This window comes from Vibrio sp. 1159 (genome assembly GCF_033340395.1).
Taxonomy (GTDB): Bacteria; Pseudomonadota; Gammaproteobacteria; order Enterobacterales; family Vibrionaceae; genus Vibrio; species Vibrio alginolyticus.
In genome coordinates, this window is sequence record NZ_JAWOWL010000010.1 from 45254 (window position 1) to 63041 (window position 17788).

Consider the following 17788-nt stretch of genomic DNA (forward strand, 5'->3'; position numbering starts at 1 on the left):
AAGCAGACCTTTGCCTCACAATAATACTCGTTATAACTCAGGTAGTTTTTCAACGCTACCTGTGTGCCACTTTGGGGATTCTCCATGCAGTCAGATATCGAAATTTGCCGAAAAACACCACTTTCTTCTATTGATGTTATCGCGGAAAAAGTAGGACTATTGCCCGAAGAGTATGACACTCACGGGAAGCACAAAGCCAAAGTCCACCCAAAATGTTTGGAACGACTCAAAGTAAATGATGACGGTAAACTTGTACTCGTCACTGCGATCACGCCGACTCCTCTTGGCGAAGGAAAAACCGTTACGACGATAGGACTGGCGCAAGGTTTAGCAAAGCTTAATCAATCTGTTATTGCATGTATAAGGCAACCTTCGATGGGACCCGTCTTCGGTATTAAAGGTGGCGCAGCGGGCGGTGGTTATTCTCAAGTAGCTCCAATGGAAGAGTTAAACTTACACCTTACTGGTGACATTCACGCAGTGACAGCGGCGCACAACCTTGCTTCAGCCGCTCTTGACGCTCGCTTGTTCCATGAGCAACGCGAGGGTTATGATGCCTTTGAATCACGCACCGGGTTAAGAGCACTTAAAATCGACACGGCAAGTATTACTTGGAAACGAGTGATGGACCATAATGATCGTGCACTACGTAAAGTCAAAATTGGCCTCAATGATGCAGGAAAAACCATCAATGGTTTCGAGCGTGACGAAGGGTTCGATATTTCAGCCGCTTCTGAGTTAATGGCTATCATTGCACTAGCCAATGATTTAAAAGATTTACGCCAACGTATCGGGAAAATTGTCGTAGCGTACGATTTGAACGGAAACCCGGTCACCACGGAAGATCTACAAGTTGCAGGAGCAATGGCAGTAACACTAAAAGAGGCGATTGCACCAACACTGATGCAAACTCTAGAAGGTGTTCCTACGTTGATCCATGCAGGTCCATTTGCAAACATCGCCCATGGAAATTCATCCATTATCGCGGACGATATTGCGCTAAAACTGTCAGGTTACACGGTAACTGAAGCCGGTTTTGGTTCGGATATGGGATTTGAGAAAGCGTGTAACATTAAAGCTGCTGCCGCCAACAAAGCCCCGGACTGTGTAGTGATCGTAGCAACATTACGCGGTCTCAAAGCGAATTCCGGACACTACGATTTACGACCAGGTATGGCTATTCCAGATTCCATTTTTAATCCGGACCAAGCAGCATTGGAGGCTGGGTTTGAAAATTTAAAATGGCACATAAATAACGTTCATAAATACGGTTTACCTGCTGTCGTTGCCATTAATCAGTTTCCACAAGATTGTGTGAAAGAGCTTAAAGCTCTTGAAGATCTGATTCACCAATTTAATCCCGAAGTTAAAGTAGCCATCAGCACCGCTTTTTCGCAAGGCGGACAAGGCGCAACGGAACTAGCTCAACATGTTATTGATGCGTGTACCACGCCTGTAGAGTTTTGTCCGTTATACAACAAAGAGCAATCATTACTCGAAAAGCTCATGGCAGTATGTGAAGCGGGCTATGGCGCAACCAATATAGAAATGACTCCTATCGCGACTGAACAGCTCAACCATTTTGAAAATCTAGGTTTTAACAACTTAGCGGTTTGCATCGCGAAGACACCATTATCGATAACCACAGACTCCGCAGTCAAAGGCGCACCAACTGGTTTTACCGTCCCAATCCGCGAGCTGCGCTTGTGTGCGGGCGCAGGATTCGTTTATGCATTATCTGGTACCGTGATGACGATGCCAGGCTTACCTGATAAACCCGCATTTATGAACTTAGATCTTGATGATGAAGGAAATATCGTCGGTCTCTCTTAGTGCAGTGATAACGTATCGCTATCAGTGAAGTGAGCATATTCATTGAGTGAGTGGTCTACTTACCTATCCACTCACTCTCAACAACTGTGAAAAGAGTTGTCTCAGGCCTTCTACTCTTGAATTGTTGATACAAAGCTCTCCTGCCTTACATCAACGCGCCTGTTTTAGACCTTTAGAGTTAAGACGCTAACCCTAAGCCTTGTTTAGCCATAGTTATTAAGCTAGAAAACCCTATTTATCTTCTTGTTTTGTCGCCACTTTACATTGTAAATCCATACTTGTTGACTTCTCCTTTCTACAATTTTGCGCCAATTTGATGCACGGGCTATTTAGCGCTTCACTAATATGGTGCAGTTGTCTTACAGTGAAATTTTAACCTCCTTGATTTTTAAGGAGATATTCTATGGCTCGATTCTTGTAGTAGACTTTTCACTAATAAGCACATTAGCACATGCTTTTCAAAACCTCTGCGTTGCATACCACCTCCTTCAGGTTAGCACCGTTTTGATGCATGTCAGAAAAGGGAAAGGGAATACTATGGAAGACGCACTCGCCGTAATTTTAGCAGGAGGGATGGGGTCTAGACTCAGCCCACTCACCGATGACAGAACCAAGCCAGCCGTACCTTTTGGCGGAAAATATAGAATTATAGATTTCACACTAACCAATTGTTTACATTCGGGTTTACGCAAGATCCTTGTTTTAACCCAATATAAATCTCATTCACTTCAAAAACACTTACGAGACGGCTGGTCGATATTCAATCCAGAGCTAGGCGAGTACATTACTGCTGTTCCACCACAAATGCGCAAAGGTGGTGCATGGTATGAAGGAACCGCCGATGCGATTTATCACAACATGTGGTTGCTATCGCGAAATGATGCAAAGTATGTGGTTGTGTTATCCGGCGATCATATCTATCGAATGGACTACGCTGCAATGCTTGAAGAGCATAAAGAGAAAGGTGCTAAGCTCACCGTTGCCTGTATGGATGTTCCCGTAGAGGATGCTTCAGCATTCGGTGTAATGGGCACCGCAGAAAACGGGCTCGTTACTTCGTTTATAGAGAAACCTGAAACCCCACCTACCCTTCCTGGAAGCGCGACCAGAAGCCTTGTTTCTATGGGAATATATATCTTTGATATGGATGTTTTGAAAGAAGCGCTTGAAGAAGACTCAAAACTCGATTCATCAAGCCATGACTTCGGAAAAGACATCATACCTAAGCTGATTGATACGGAATCCGTTTACGCTTATCAATTCTGTGGTAGTAAAGGGCGCGTCGATAAAGATTGCTATTGGCGCGACGTAGGTACCATTGATTCCTTCTATGAAGCGAATATGGATCTACTAGAACCTGTGCCGCCAATGAACCTTTATCAGTCTAATTGGGCGATTCGTACTTACGAGCCGCAGTTTCCACCAGCTCGTACTGTATCGTCGGCTACGGGTAATGAAGGTATTTTTATTAACTCCATCATTGCTACCGGTGTCATCAATTCCGGCGGCTCAGTACAGCACTCCATTATTTCTTCTAATGTACGTATCCAAGACAGTGCAACGGTAGTCGATTCTATCATTTTTGATGACGTGGAAGTCGGTGAAGGAAGTCAGTTGGTCAATTGCATAGTTGATAAACATGTTCGTATTCCGCCACATACTCAAATTGGCATCAACAAACTTGAAGATGCGAAGCGATTTAAAATCTCAGACAAAGGTATTGTCGTCATACCTGAAAGTTACCAATTCGATTAAACGACAAACTATCACAACAAAAAAGCGCACGATAATCATCGTGCGCTTTTGTTTAAGTGCCTGTAAACATTAGGCTATGACAAATAATCCATAATAATTAGATGTTACATACCGTTGACCAGCTACCATCTGTACCCGGTTCAGCCGCTGTCCACCAGTTCGCTTGGTAAACCACACCGTTGTGGATGATCTTATCACCTTGGTTAGCGTGGCTTGGATTACCTGCCCAATCCGTTTGTGGCAGAGCTGGGTATGTCACTAAACCTGTCGTATCACACGTACCTGGTTCAGTGGTACCACCACCCGTGCCCGCATTGAGATCACCAATTGGTAGATCTGGCTGTTCAAACTTAAACGCAAACTCTTTACCACCAGAAATCACTGAGTAGTTAGCCGGACCAGAGATTGGTAGGTAGTAAACCATATCAAGCTCGTAAGTGCCGCCCGCTGGCAAGTCTTTCCATGCTGGTAGAGAGAACGACACACGGTGCATTACGCCATCTAAGCCACCAATGTTGTTTGCTCGAGTATGTCCAGAAGCAATCACTTTCAAACCACCACCTGATTGGTCTTTCGCATTGTCCGGCGCAGATACTGGGATATCGAATTGGAATTCAGTACCGCCAGGGATCGCTTGACCAGTGTTGTTCGTAAACGTGATTTTCGGGTTAATTGGGTAGTTTTGGTCGCCAACTTTGAAGCCGCCAACACTAACAGTAATGTCTACTGCTTCAGTTGGTGTTGGACCAGTAGCTACTTTGTTACCGTAAGGCGTCGCAGACTTAAACTTGTCGTAGATAGCTTTGGTCATAGTGTTACCCATGTGGTATTCACCATTACCCGCCGCACAAGCTTGTTCAGTGGCATCTACTGCCGTACGATTACCATTTGCATCCAGTACGTAACAGTTGTAGTCACCGGCTAGTTCCCAGAACATGATACCGCCGATCTCTTTATCGATAACGTAATCGGCTTTCACCTCGATAGAAGCTTTATCTTCCGTAGATAGGAATACGCTCTTCTCCGCGTTCCACAACCAAGGTGCTACAGCAACGCTATCGTAATGACGAGTATAAGTACCAACAAACTTATCTGAAGGATCGTTGACTGGGTCAAGACCGTAAGCAGCTGCGTAAGAGCCCCATATACCGTTTTCTAGGTTCTTAGCATGCCACATTGGGTTAGAACCAGCGCCCATTTCGTTTCCTTTAGGGTCGGTATCATGCCACATGTTGTCGATACCAATAGCGCCGTGACCACAGTTGTTCTTCTCACCTTCACCTGTGCCCGGTTGGCACTCTGCTTGGTTTGGTAGTGCCGCTCGGCCCCAAAGGCCATTTTCACCACCAGTAACACCTTGCCAACCACGGGTGTAGTAAGGAACACCAATGTTAATACGACCTGCTGGCATAGAACCACGGAAGTAATGGTAAGCCCAGTCTGTGTTCAAGTAACCGATACCACCGTATGCAGCAGTGCCGTATACGTTCCACTGCGCTAGCTCAGAGTCTTTACCTGTATCGAATAAAGCCGCGTTATGACCAACGTGATCATTCCAAGCCCCATGCAAGTCGTAAGACATGATGTTTACGTAGTCTAGGTACTTAGTTACATCGAAGGTTTCCATCCCACGTAGCAAGTAACCTGAAGATGGTGCTGCGATAGTCAGCATATAATGAATACCATCTTGCGCGGATGCCGCATCAAGTTTCTCACGCAATACTTTCATCAGCTCTTGGTAAGACGCCCATAAATACTGACGACGTGGTTCCATGAAGTCTTTGTCGTAAGGGTTACCAGCACCAGCCATTGACGTCGGGTATTCATAGTCGATATCCAGACCATCGAACTTGTACTGACGCATCATTTCAACGGCTGAAGTTGCGAACTTCTCAATACCAGCATGATTAATAGAACCGTCCGCATTCGTCGTCATGGTGTAGAAGCCACCATCAGCTACACGATCGCCGTTCGTATCGAAGTGACCGCCCGTTTCAGCCCAACCACCAATCGAGATTAGCGTTTTAACATCATGTTTTTGCTTGTAAGTTGCTAGTGCACCAAAATGACCTTTAAAACCAAGAGCAGGATCTACCTCAACGCCTGGCCAAGTTTTGCCTGTAGCAGGGTTGTTTGGATCATTAACGTCGCCAACGTTTACTTTGCCGTCAGAACCAATGCTCACAAACGCGTAGTTAATGTGAGTAAGTTGTTCCCAAGGAATGTCTTTAACAAGGTAAGTCGATTGTGGGTCGTCACCTGCTCGCCAACTGGTGAAGTAGCCGATTACACGACGTGGGTGATCAGCCCCCATTTTCTCACGGCCTTCTTCGTCATAAATAGAACAGTAAGGAACATCTACACCCGTTGTTTGATAAAGACCATCAGGACGACAATTAGATGTCACTGCGCCGCCGTTTACCGTTAACGTTGCAAGTGCAGAATCTGCTGTTGCTCCAGCATCATCGGTTGCTTTCGCATAAACACTTAATGAGCCAGCTTGTGAAGGGGTTACATCCAGCGTGTATGGCGCTGTTGTAGCAGTGCCAGCAAGCACACCTGCAACATAAAAATCAACTTTAGCAACGGTACCATCCGCATCCGTAGCATTTGCAGTCAGTGTTACGGAACCACCCAGGTCAATAGAGTTCGCAGAAAGCACGACATCCACTGTCGGCGCTTCATTACCAGGTTGCGCTGATGCCACAGTTAACGTCACAACACTTGCCGTACTAACGGCACCTGCATCGTCATAGGCCTTGGTAGAGAACTCGTGCTGTCCTTCAGTTGCTGTCCACGATGCAGCATACGGCGCAGACGTTGCCTGACCAACTAATACACCATCAACAAAGAACTCTACTTTGCTAACAGTCCCATCAGTATCTGCCGCATCTGCAGCTAGGTTAACAACATCACCCGCAGTCACAGAAGCCGACGCAGAAGGCGATGTCAGAGTAACCGTCGGGACTTCATTCTGAGGTGGATCAACCGGTCCAGTGCCATCACAAGCGCCAAGTGTTTCCCACTCGCCCCACTCACCAGATTGCGCTGGATTGTTGTTTTGCGTCCAGTAACGCGCTTTATAAGCATTACCTTCATGCTGAACTTGGTCGCCACCGTTATAAACTTTTGATGATTGCCAAGTTTCTAGAGGGGCACAGTCAACTGCTGCGTAGCTATTGAAGGCCATAAGACAAGAAGCGGTGAGTGTGCTTAGTGTGAACACGTTTTTCACTGCGTTGCCGTTGTTAAGGTGCATAATCGCTCTTCCTTAAGTTATTGTTAAAACAATACTAAATGCGCTAAACGAAACGCATCTATACTTTTATTTCGACGTAAAATAACTTAAGTACAAGTTGGTGATTTCACACTATCTATTTACGAGTTTTCCACACCGCCTCGCAACAATCCACTAAATGATTGCAACAACGTACCTATTATTTGGCACCAGTAACTAATTTTATAACTCAAATAAATATGTCACTCGCAAATTAATAAAAAAGGTAAAAAAAGTCGCCATTTTGAAATAAAGATCACTAAGCCTTTGTTGACCTTGGCGTTTCATTAAAATGCCGCTTGTACTCGCGACTAAACTGTGATGGGCTCGTGTACCCGACCATTCTCGCTGCATCATTAACACGTCGCCCCTCTAACTGGATCAATTCGCGCGCTTTGTTAAGTCGAACTTTCTTAATATATTGCAACGGAGATTCAAGCGTGACATTGCGAAATGCTTGATGGAAAGCAGACACACTCATGTTGGCTTCTTCAGCCAATGCTTGTACGTTCAACTGTTCATGATACGCTTGATGTACACGATTTAGTGCTTTAGCGACCCTCGCGTAAGAACCTTCTTGATGTGCTAGGTCAAATAAAACATACCCCTCTTTGCTCACCAAAGTACGATACACAATTTCCTCAAGAAGCAGCTCGCCAAGCATGATAACATCAAGCTCGTCACACATTGCTTTCATTAACCGCTTGCACGCATCCAACATACCTTCATTCATACGTACCGACTTAAGGCCGCAACGGGTAGCATCCAGACACTTATTACTGAATTTCTCAGCCTCTAATTTTTTAACGAGTTTATGAAGAAGCGTTGGCGAAATATCTATCGAAATGCCAAGTAAAGGCTCATTGTTTGTCGCAAACGCTTCGCACTCTAGTGGCATGGGAACCCCGACAACAAGGTAATCATCGGGCCCATATTGCACTGGTGTATCACCAATATGAATGTTCTTATGCCCTTGACCCAAGACGATGATGCCGGACTGATAGACAAACGGCTGGCGATGATTCCCTTTGCTACTGCGATAAAACCATACGCCATCTATCGCTGTTTTCTTCATACCTTCTAGGTCATGCAGCCCCTGCTTTTCAACATATTGCTGCATGATATCTGCGAGAGTGTGCATTAGAGCGCTCCATCAATGACCAACGAGTTTGGTCTCTATTATCGTTTCGAGCACTATACTTCCTCTCGACTTTAACTTTCTAGCTCAAGAGCATCAATTTTGTAGAAATAGGCAAATTATTTGCAGAAATCGACCTGTTAACCATCGTTAATCAGGACTAATATGCATGTATTCAATCTCCTTCACTGGAAGCAAGAGGGCTAATAATGAACTTTTCTTATGTAAACCCAACCAAGATTTTCTTTGGTCAAAAACAAATCGCAGCAATCAAAGAAGCTATCCCATCCGACCAAAAAGTTTTAGTGGTATACGGTGGTGGCTCCATCAAAAAAAATGGCGTGTACGACCAAGTAGCAGAAGCTCTTGAGGGACATGAATGGCTAGAGTTTTCAGGTGTTGAACCAAACCCAACCAAAGAAACACTCGATAAAGCAGTCGCAATGGTAAAAGAGCATGGCGTTGACTTTATTTTAGCGGTAGGTGGTGGTTCAGTCATCGATGGCTCCAAATACGTAGCAGCGGCATCAAAGTATGATGGTGATGGTTGGGATATCATGATTGGTAAGCACCAAGTCACTGAAGCGACGCCTCTAGCTGCAATTTTGACATTGCCAGCAACAGGCTCAGAGTCAAACATGGGCGCAGTTATCACTAAAAAAGAAACTCAAGACAAACTTCCGTTCATGTCTCCAGCAGTGCAGCCAAAATTTGCCGTGTTAGACCCAGATGTAATGAAAACACTGCCAGAACGCCAGCTTATCAACGGCATTGTTGACGCATGGGTGCACGTATGTGAGCAATACTTGACGCTTCCTACCGGTGCAATGGTTCAAGATGGTTACGCAGAAACACTGCTGAAAACTTTAAAAACACTCGGAGAACAGTTTACGGAACGAGACGACGATATGTGGCGCGCAAACTTAATGTGGTCTGCTAACCAAGCATTGAATGGGTTAATTGGTAGTGGCGTTCCACAAGACTGGGCAACACATATGATCGGCCATGAATTAACGGCTCTATGGGGCGTTGATCATGCGCGTTCTCTTGCAATTGTCCAACCGTCGTTACTTCGTAACCAAATGCAGTTTAAGCGCCCTAAGTTAGAACAAATGGGTCGCAACGTATTTGGTCTTGAAGCAGGTGAGGATTTAGCAGAGCGCACAATCGAAGCTATCGAAGCGTTTTATCATCAACTTGATGTCGCAACTAAGCTCGAAAACTATGGTGAGAGCCGTGAACAAGCTATCGATGCCATCATTGATCAACTAAACAAACACGGCATGACTGTTTTAGGTGAAAACCAGGCGATCACACTTGAACGTAGCCGAGAAATCTTAGAGTTAGCTGTCTCATAACTGCAACAATTCTTCACTGCCCTTCCTAGGGTTTAACGGTATTGTGACTTAACAGTCACAATACCGTTTTTTTATGCTATTTTGTAAGCCACATCACGTTCAAAACGAGGAGGCTTCTAAAAACAACGATTCCCTCCAGACAAAAAATCGGCCGTGTTGGTTAGTAAAGAGACAACTGTCCAGCTTTACACAAATAAAAATAATTGAGATCAAAGAACGAGTTAACTCGTTAATTAAGTTTTGATTTGTTGTAGTGATGTACTACATAATTTTGTCTGTTCGAGAAAACACTTTATGTGGCTAGTTGTTGTCGTATTAGCATTCATACATATCATCAGTATCCGTAAAGGCTCTAAATGGCTCTTTTACGTTTCTAAACCATTACCAGTGCTCTGTATGCTTGGTATTTTAATTCAGTCCCCGGCTTACCCAATGCCATATGCGCATTGGATTTTGATTGGCTTATCGCTCTCGTTGCTTGGTGACGTGTTATTAATGCTCCCTAGAGACAAGTTCATTACAGGATTAGTGCTCTTTTGCTCTGCCCATCTCTCCTATAGTTATGGTTTTGCCATCATGTCAGCGTGGCATTTTACACCTTGGCTCCCAATTGCCTCGTTCGGACTCGGTATATGCGTCTACTGGTTGTTCCGACCGGATCTCGGTAAAGAAAAACGGCCAGTTGCTAGTTATATATTGGTACTGATGACTATGTGCTGGGCTTCGATCGAGTATTATTTGAGTGGGAAAACACAATCCTCCTCTTTTGCAGTGCTCGGAAGCTTTATCTTTATTATCTCTGGCATCGTATTGGCTTTCGAACGCTTTGGAGGACGGTCAATATTTTCACGACAAGTTGTCATGGTGACCTACTATTCTGCACAGACACTAATGGTTATGTCTGTTGTTGCGATTGTTGTTCGTTATCCGTATCTCGTTGAACTGAGTTAGTCATACTCTAGACTGCACCAACATTAAAGAAACATGGATGTATCTTGTAAGCGATCTGAATAGAGTCTTAAAATCATCGCCTAAACATTAGCTTATTCTTAATGAAATTACGCGCACAACTTGCTATTGTAAAAGGATATTTTTCCGTTATAGCGTGCCCCTTTGAAAGAGAATACTCCCGTCGTTGAGTTTAGCGACGTAAATAAGTGGTATGGCGATTACCACGCTCTAAAAGACATCAACTTCTCCGTGCATTCTGGCGAGATCGTCGTGGTGTGTGGCCCTTCAGGTTCCGGAAAATCAACGCTCATTCGTTGCATCAATCATCTTGAATCGATTCAAGAAGGCCAGCTTCATGTGTTCGGCCAGCCTTCTCACGCAAAATCTCTCAAGCCCGGTAAAATCGGCATGGTGTTCCAACACTTTCACCTTTTTCCTCATTTGACTGTACTGGAAAACCTCACCTTAGCGCCGATTCGCACACACAAATTATCAAAACAAGAAGCTGAAAAACGCGCAAGACATTACCTAAAGCGAGTCAATATTGAAGAGCAAGCGAGTAAGTATCCTATCCAGCTTTCTGGCGGTCAGCAGCAACGCGTCGCGATTGCCCGCTCCTTGTGTATGGAACCGGATTTACTCCTGTTTGACGAACCGACTTCGGCGCTTGACCCGGAAATGATCAACGAAGTGTTGGATGTCATGGTTGAACTGGCTCAAAGTGGAATGACGATGATTTGCGTCACGCACGAAATGGGATTTGCCAAAAAAGTAGCGAACCGCGTGGTATTTATGGATGAAGGCCAAATCGTGGAAATGAACTCACCGATCGCCTTATTTGAAACACCACAGCATCCACGAACCCAAGCATTTTTGAACCAAATTTTAAGTTACTGATGATAGTTCGCGTAATCAAACCCGTCCTTCAAGCTTTGCTGCAAATGATGCTCCTCTTCATCGCGATTGTGTGGGTGTTGGACTCTGGTGCCGCTGCTATGGGCTATCAATGGCAATGGGAACGCGTACCTGATTACATCGCTTTTTATGAAGATGGGGAATGGTGGCCAGCAGAACTTATCGATGGGTTATTGGTCACGCTAAACATCTCGGGTATTAGTCTATTCTTCACCTTAGTGTTGGGGTTGGTCACCGCGTTACTAAGGCTTAGCGATTCGAAAGTCGGCAATGTTATTGGCACCACTTATGTCGAGGTAATACGCAACACGCCGTTGTTGGTGCAAATCTATTTGCTCTACTTCGTGTTTGGCCCCGTGATTGGTTTGGACCGATTCAGTACCGCCGTTTTGGCATTGTCCCTTTTCCAAGGTGCTTACACTGCAGAAATATTCCGCGCAGGTTTAAACAGTATTCCTAAAGGGCAATTCGAAGCAGCACAAACACTCGGGTTATCACCGTTTTACACTTACAAAGACGTAATTTTGCCCCAGGTTTTACAGCGCACATTACCGCCATTGACCAATGAAGTGGTTTCTTTGATCAAAAACTCTTCCATTGTAAGCGTGATGGCGATTTTTGATTTAACAACACAGGCACGCAACATCGTCTCAGAGACGGCGATGCCGTTCGAAATTTGGTTTACCGTGGCAGCAATTTATCTTGCTCTCACTCTGTCACTTTCTGGCTTGTCTGCATGGCTAGAACACAAACTCGGAGCCAGTTGGCGCAAATTATAAGGAGATAACATGAAGTTATTCAAAGCGACCATTACTGCATTATTAGGGCTAGCCATAGCTATGCCTACAATCGCGAAAGAAGATGTCGCCACACCCAATGTAGATCAAATCAAAGAACGAGGAACTTTGCGCGTTGGTATGTCAACATTTGTACCTTGGGCAATGCGTAACAAGCAAGGTGAGTTAATCGGTTTTGAAATCGATGTTGCCAAACGCTTAGCACAAGATTCAGGTTTGAAAGTGGAATTCGTACCGACTGCGTGGGATGGCATTATTCCCGCACTACTGGCGAAAAAGTTCGACGTGATCATTGGTGGCATGTCTGTTACGCCTGAACGTTCCAAAAGCGTCTTGTTTACTGCGCCCTACTCGCACTCAGGCGTTCAAGTAGCAGCAAACAAAGAACTCGCCTCTGGTTTTAGCGAATTTTCGGATTTTGACTCACGACGCGTAAAAATTGCGGCTCGTCGCGGCGCATTCACCGTTCAAGTAGCCAGAGAAACCTTCCCGAAAGCGAAGATCCTGCAATTTGATGACGACGCGCAAGCGTTCCAAGAGGTGCTGAATGGTAACGCCCACGCGGTCATTGCTTCTAGCCCAAAACCTGAACATGAGACAGTGAAACACAGCGACAAACTATTCCTTCCATTCTCTGAGCGACTATCAAAAGGTAACGAAGCCTTTGCTGTTCGCTTGGGGGAAGAAGATAAAAAAGCCTTTTTCAATAAATGGATTGAAGCAAGAACCCAAGATGGATGGTTAAAACAACGTTATGAATACTGGTTCTCGACATTAGATTGGCAAGATCAAGTCGCGCAAGGCCAGTAATCTAAATGGCTCGTGGACGCCGCGAGCCTATACTTTTGAATCATCTATTTTACTTTTCCATCATCTATCGGAGTTAAATTTTTGGGCGAACACACTACCACTCGCACTGCACCCGCGAAATCCAGCACAGGCTACCTTTTACCGCAATTAAACACACTAGACTGGGTACTACTTGTTATGTGCGGTATCGGTGGTGTTTGGCTGTACCATCGGTCCACTATTGGTGTGCATTATTTGTGGCAGTGGAAAGAGGCGCTTGAATTACTTTTCACGCCTAGAGCAGATGGTGGTTTGCCCTACTTCTTCCAAGGTTTGATTTCGACGTTAAGGCTCAGTATTTGGGGCATCAGCTTCGCATTAGTGTTTGGCACTTTGTTAGGCTTAGCACGCTTCTCTCGTTCCGTTTGGTTGCGCACACCTGCCAATGCGTTTATCCAGTTAGTGAGAAACATCCCTCCGTTGGTGTTTGTTTTTATTTTCTACTTTTTCATATCTAACCAATTGATCCCGTTACTCGGTTTGGAAGATCTTCTACGAAACTACAACGGCGAACCAAATACGCTACAGCACTTTCTGTTTGGGCCTTCGAACCTTTGGGAAAACCTTGCCTCTGGCGTGTTATGTGTCGGCTTACTTTCTTCTGCCTACATTGCAGAAGTTGTGCGCGGTGGCTTACTAAGTATCGACCAAGGTCAGTGGGAAGCGGCTGACTCATTGGGCTTGTCTCGATGGGTGAAATACCGATTTGTTATCGCGCCACAGGTGCTTAAATCAATAACACCTGCACTTGCCGGTCAAACCATCTCTTTGGTGAAAGACACCTCTATTGTTTCACTGATTTCGATACAAGAAATGACGTTTGTTGGGACAGAGATGGCAAATTCATCAGGGTATATATTTGAAATTTGGTTGATTGTCGGCCTCGCTTACTTCTTAATTTGTTTTGGTCTGTCACTTATTTTTCGCCATATTGAAGCAAAATCGGAAGCCATTTCAAATTAACTCAACCGCATATGTAATTAGGCACATTTGATTCTTCAAATCAGAATTGCACCCTGTTACATTGGCAAGATGCTAAATTTTCGGCGTTTTTCATGGAGTTAAAGAATCAATCCGACTACGAGCGATACATAAAACAAGATAATCTTGGTGAATATTACGTAGTTCTCAATCAATTCACTTTTCACAGTGTTTATCAGCCAATTTTTGATAGACGCCAACGTATTATTGGTATGGAAGCCTTACTGCGTATTCGTGGCATTGATGGTTCCCTAATTCGTCCTGACGTGTTTCTGGCCAATAATGGTCTTGATCCCTACTTTCGCTTATGTGTAGAGTTTTTATCTAGAGCAATGCACATTCGAAATTTCGCACGCTATTTCGCAGGGACGCCGATCAAACTGTTTCTTAACGTCATGCCTCAAACGCTACTCACACTAACCAAAGACATGGGCTTTAAAGATAACGGCCTGCTTTACAAACGCCTTTCCGAACTTGGTATGAGCCCATCAGACGTAGTTTTTGAAGTAGTCGAAGAGTCATGCGGAGATACGGATTTATTAATCAAAGCCGTACAGTTAATGAAAGCAAATGGTTTTATCTTTGCTATCGATGATTTTGGCGCCCAACATTCTGATATCGCACGTGTTCAGCAGCTCTGCCCTGACATCATCAAAATCGATCGTTCCTATTTGCTAGACTACTGCGCCGGAGAAACCTTTTCCATACATAGCGCCGTTGATCTAGCGGATCATATGGGAGCAAAAGTCATTATAGAAGGGGTTGAAGAAGACGTGCAGCTACAAGCTATGTATCAACTTAATTTGGATTATTACCAAGGCTTTTACTTAGGAAAGCCTTGCGCCATTCATCACTGGACAGATCGCCTAAACATCGAGACGACAGTGCATTAACACTGCCCACTTACAGCACAGTGAAACCAAAAAAGCGCCGATATAATATGCTCGGCGCTTTTTAGTTTTACTCAGATGTCACTTATTTAGTTAAGCGTTCATTTCCCTAGAAAAAATCAATAGAATTACGACCGCTCTTCGGATCACGAGTGGCTTGTGGTTTGTCTTCTTTTTTGCCTTTCTTAGCAGACTGAGACAACGCTTCTTTCTGCGCTTTACGCTCTTTATGTGCCGCTTTGCGGCCTGTTGATTTAGGCCCAGAGGCTTTAGGTGACTTACTTTGACGAGACTTATCTTTACGAGAAGACTGCGCTTCTTTTTTCGCTTTCTTTTCTGCTTTTTGCTCTGCCGTTTCAGGTTCGGTTACTGGCGCATCGCAAACCACAACATAATATTCCTGGTTAAACTCGAAAAAGTCACCATCATACATCTTGCGGCGCTTACGTGTTTCTAGTTCACCATTCACCGCGACGTAGCCTTCCTCGATGATATGTTTTGCTTCGCCGCCACCGCTGACCAAGTTTGCGATTTTAAAAAGCTTGTACAGTTCGATTGGATGCGCATCAACATCGATGCCAATCGCTTCGATCTCAATCTCTTCGCCTTCTAAATACTCTTCGTGGTCGTAATCTTGGGTCATGTTACTTACTCTTACTATTTGATGCCCTGAAGTTTAAACGCAATGCTTAAAAATAGAAACCTCTGCCGATGTTCAATCACCGATTCGCCTTGGCATTTGAGCACCTCTTAACCCATTTAACTTGTCGCTTGTTAACTTGTATACCGATGCGTAGCTCAAACGAAGCTGCAATTACGCAACCTGAAGGTATATACTCTCTAAGTTATTGTTGAAAAGAGCGAATACTTTGTCTCAACCAAGTAGAATTACCTTTGTCACTGCGAACTTGTTTAATTTTGTCGCACCGCCTAACGCCTACTATGATTTCGAGAACATATACTCGTTAGAGCAATGGCGAGACAAACTTTCGTGGACACAACGTCAAGTTGAAAAACTGGAAGGCGACGTGATTGGCTTACAAGAAGTATTCAGTATCGAGAAGACCCAGGCATTCTTTTCAACCATCGGCTACCCCTACTTTGCGACCGTTGACACCCCACATGTTGAAGATGAGTACATTTACTCAAGCCCTGTTGTGGCAATCGCATCTCGGTTTCCAATAGAAAAAGTACAAGCGGTAGAGTTTGACTTAGCAACGCTTGAGCCTTTTGGAGTAAGTGTTGTTCCAGAGTTCAGTCGCAAACCTATCTATGCCCAAGTAATACATCCTGTACTTGGTCATATCGCCGTTTACGTAACGCACCTGAAATCTCAACGCCCAGCCGACTCAGAACAACCAGAAACGTCTAGCACGATTATTGGGCGCTGGTTATCCACCCAGCAAAGAGGCTGGGAAGCAGCGATGTTAAGAGACGCGATGCAAAAGAGGTATCGAAAAGAACCAATGCCGACAGTGTTAATGGGCGATATGAATGAACCTATCACTCCTATCAGCGTTAACAGCTCATTGGTATCCAACACTGGTGACAGCGTCACTGAATTACAACTCAAAGATGGTTGGTTATTGCAAAGTGACACCCTGAAGGATGAACGCCCAGCCACGCACTATCATTTTTCCACTGGGAATGTACTCGACTATATCTTGCTCTCACAAGAGTTTGATACCTTATCAGATATATCGGTTGCCGAGGTTGTTGACTATCAGGTGTCTAACCAACATCTGATCAACCCGATTTATAACAGAGATAAAAACGCCAGCGACCACGCATTTGTGGCGCTGACGGTTGAAGTAAAGCTTTGAGCAACCTATTTAGTTACTTAGTGACGTTTCACAATTTTACGCGGGATAAGTTCTACGCCAGGCTTGTAACGCTTGGCGGAAGCGTTGAGTGCTAACTCCATTGCGCTGTCCGCGATCAACTCAAACTGTTGAGGCAAAGAGTTGATTTTCACAGGCAAGAAGTCCAGCAGTCGATTATCACCAAATGTCGCTAAACGCACCTTTCCCATCAGTTCTGGTTTTTCTAGCATTACATCCAACACACCTTCTAACAGTGTGTATGACGTTGTAACAATGGCATCTGGCAATGCGTTCTCTGTTAACCATCTCTCTAAGACTTTCTTGCCTTCTTCCCGAGAGAAGTGTTGTCCATAACCCACTGTTGCCGTTTTGCCACCTTGTTGAGAAGCAGATAGAAAACCGAGCTCACGCTCTTTTGAGACTTGAAGATCTTGCAATGCACCGATTAAGCCAATGGACTTAATATCTTCGGACAGTACTGACTGAGTGAGTTCAAGTGCGGCGTCAAAATCTTCGCTGATGACACAACAAAAGTGCTCATCATCCATTGGACGGTCTAGCGCGATAACTGGCGTACCTGAATTTTGCAACTTAAGATAATACTCGTTTGCAGTGGGCATACCACTTGCCACAAACAACGCATCAATACGACGACTGACTAATGCTTCCGCCACCTTTTGCTCTGTATCAGGATCATCATCAGAGCAGCCAATCAAAATTTGGTACCCCGCTTTCCGAGAGTTTTGCTCTATCAGCTTTGCAAGACGCGCATAACTGGTGTTCTCTAAGTCTGGGATGATAAGCCCAAATGAGCGTGAATTACCTGCCCGCAAGGAAGACGCCGCATGATCTGGCTTATAATTGTACTCTTCTACAACGGCCATCACCTTTTTCTGAGTCTTCTCGCTGATGCGGTATTTCTGCGCTTTTCCGTTAATCACATAGCTTGCAGTTGTCTTAGAAACACCCGCTAATTTGGCTATTTCATCCAGTGTCATATTCTAAACCTTATTCTGTGCGCGCGATCATATTAATACATCAACGATCTTTCGATAAGTTGAATTATAAGCTGAACCGATTCAGTATAAAAGCTGAAAGGATTCAGCAAAACTTAAAAATTGACGTAAATCACCCGAACACGCAACAAACCAATTTGTGAGCTAGGCTATAGGACAGCGGCAAAGGCTCGTTTGTTAACGTCAGTTTTTAAAACAGTTTTTC

General features: G+C 44.6%; 14 protein-coding genes. 10 read left to right on the forward strand and 4 right to left on the reverse strand.

The features are described 5' to 3' along the window. Positions 1–84: 84 nt before the first annotated feature. Positions 85–1833 carry a formate--tetrahydrofolate ligase gene (locus tag R7127_RS10095; RefSeq protein WP_167416042.1) on the forward strand — a complete coding sequence of 583 codons (1749 nt, stop codon included), beginning with the start codon at positions 85–87 and terminating at the stop codon, positions 1831–1833. 537 nt (positions 1834–2370) lie between these two features. After that, complete coding sequence (glgC, locus tag R7127_RS10100) at positions 2371–3588, forward strand: glucose-1-phosphate adenylyltransferase (protein WP_033906540.1); 1218 nt, start codon at positions 2371–2373, stop codon at positions 3586–3588. Between the two features lie 97 nt (positions 3589–3685). Here the strand turns inward: glgC and R7127_RS10105 are convergent, their stop codons facing one another. Then, the gene (locus R7127_RS10105; protein ID WP_172563788.1) at positions 3686–6847 is read right to left on the reverse strand and encodes a chitinase C-terminal domain-containing protein; all 3162 of its coding nucleotides are present in this window, start codon (positions 6845–6847) and stop codon (positions 3686–3688) included. Between the two features lie 277 nt (positions 6848–7124). Continuing rightward, entirely contained in the window at positions 7125–8006 is an 882-nt protein-coding gene (locus R7127_RS10110; protein ID WP_033906538.1) for an AraC family transcriptional regulator, read from the reverse strand. A 206-nt stretch (positions 8007–8212) separates the two neighbouring features. Here R7127_RS10110 and R7127_RS10115 point away from each other — a divergent pair, with 206 nt between their 5' ends. The 7 genes from R7127_RS10115 to R7127_RS10145 all read left to right on the forward strand — a co-directional run bounded on the left by R7127_RS10115 (position 8213) and on the right by R7127_RS10145 (position 14747). Next, on the forward strand, positions 8213–9361 hold the full coding sequence (locus R7127_RS10115) for an iron-containing alcohol dehydrogenase (protein WP_033906537.1): 1149 nt from the start codon (positions 8213–8215) through the stop codon (positions 9359–9361). A gap of 294 nt (positions 9362–9655) precedes the next feature. Continuing rightward, positions 9656–10312 (forward strand): lysoplasmalogenase, encoded by a 657-nt coding sequence (locus tag R7127_RS10120; RefSeq protein ID WP_172563787.1) that lies wholly within the window; start codon positions 9656–9658, stop codon positions 10310–10312. Between the two features lie 162 nt (positions 10313–10474). Continuing rightward, positions 10475–11209 carry an amino acid ABC transporter ATP-binding protein gene (locus R7127_RS10125; protein ID WP_033906536.1) on the forward strand — a complete coding sequence of 245 codons (735 nt, stop codon included), beginning with the start codon at positions 10475–10477 and terminating at the stop codon, positions 11207–11209. Continuing rightward, complete coding sequence (locus R7127_RS10130; protein WP_033906535.1) at positions 11209–12006, forward strand: amino acid ABC transporter permease; 798 nt, start codon at positions 11209–11211, stop codon at positions 12004–12006. Before R7127_RS10125 ends, R7127_RS10130 begins: the two co-directional genes overlap by 1 nt. Positions 12007–12015: 9 nt before the next feature. Continuing rightward, positions 12016–12834, forward strand: a complete 819-nt coding sequence (locus tag R7127_RS10135; RefSeq protein ID WP_033906534.1) for a transporter substrate-binding domain-containing protein — start codon at positions 12016–12018, stop codon at positions 12832–12834. 81 nt (positions 12835–12915) lie between these two features. Next, on the forward strand, positions 12916–13836 hold the full coding sequence (locus tag R7127_RS10140) for an amino acid ABC transporter permease (protein WP_033906533.1): 921 nt from the start codon (positions 12916–12918) through the stop codon (positions 13834–13836). A 92-nt stretch (positions 13837–13928) separates the two neighbouring features. Further along, positions 13929–14747 carry an EAL domain-containing protein gene (locus R7127_RS10145; protein ID WP_033906532.1) on the forward strand — a complete coding sequence of 273 codons (819 nt, stop codon included), beginning with the start codon at positions 13929–13931 and terminating at the stop codon, positions 14745–14747. A gap of 106 nt (positions 14748–14853) precedes the next feature. Here R7127_RS10145 and R7127_RS10150 read toward each other — a convergent pair whose 3' ends face one another. Further along, positions 14854–15387, reverse strand: a complete 534-nt coding sequence (locus R7127_RS10150; RefSeq protein WP_005376400.1) for an RNA-binding S4 domain-containing protein — start codon at positions 15385–15387, stop codon at positions 14854–14856. Positions 15388–15613: 226 nt separating this feature from the next. Here R7127_RS10150 and R7127_RS10155 point away from each other — a divergent pair, with 226 nt between their 5' ends. Continuing rightward, complete coding sequence (locus R7127_RS10155; protein ID WP_033906531.1) at positions 15614–16567, forward strand: endonuclease/exonuclease/phosphatase family protein; 954 nt, start codon at positions 15614–15616, stop codon at positions 16565–16567. 17 nt (positions 16568–16584) lie between these two features. On the opposite strand, the gene cra is transcribed toward R7127_RS10155, so the two are convergent. Next, positions 16585–17565 (reverse strand): catabolite repressor/activator, encoded by a 981-nt coding sequence (gene cra, locus R7127_RS10160; RefSeq protein ID WP_062730994.1) that lies wholly within the window; start codon positions 17563–17565, stop codon positions 16585–16587. Between the last annotated feature and the right edge of the window lie 223 nt (positions 17566–17788).

Coding starts and splice junctions, on each gene's coding strand:
- R7127_RS10095 (WP_167416042.1), top strand. CDS start 85: ATGCAGTCAGATATCGAAATTTGCCGAAAAACACCACTTTCTTCTATT.
- glgC (WP_033906540.1), top strand. CDS start 2,371: ATGGAAGACGCACTCGCCGTAATTTTAGCAGGAGGGATGGGGTCTAGA.
- R7127_RS10105 (WP_172563788.1), bottom strand. CDS start 6,847: ATGCACCTTAACAACGGCAACGCAGTGAAAAACGTGTTCACACTAAGC.
- R7127_RS10110 (WP_033906538.1), bottom strand. CDS start 8,006: ATGCACACTCTCGCAGATATCATGCAGCAATATGTTGAAAAGCAGGGG.
- R7127_RS10115 (WP_033906537.1), top strand. CDS start 8,213: ATGAACTTTTCTTATGTAAACCCAACCAAGATTTTCTTTGGTCAAAAA.
- R7127_RS10120 (WP_172563787.1), top strand. CDS start 9,656: ATGTGGCTAGTTGTTGTCGTATTAGCATTCATACATATCATCAGTATC.
- R7127_RS10130 (WP_033906535.1), top strand. CDS start 11,209: ATGATAGTTCGCGTAATCAAACCCGTCCTTCAAGCTTTGCTGCAAATG.
- R7127_RS10135 (WP_033906534.1), top strand. CDS start 12,016: ATGAAGTTATTCAAAGCGACCATTACTGCATTATTAGGGCTAGCCATA.
- R7127_RS10145 (WP_033906532.1), top strand. CDS start 13,929: ATGGAGTTAAAGAATCAATCCGACTACGAGCGATACATAAAACAAGAT.
- R7127_RS10150 (WP_005376400.1), bottom strand. CDS start 15,387: ATGACCCAAGATTACGACCACGAAGAGTATTTAGAAGGCGAAGAGATT.
- cra (WP_062730994.1), bottom strand. CDS start 17,565: ATGACACTGGATGAAATAGCCAAATTAGCGGGTGTTTCTAAGACAACT.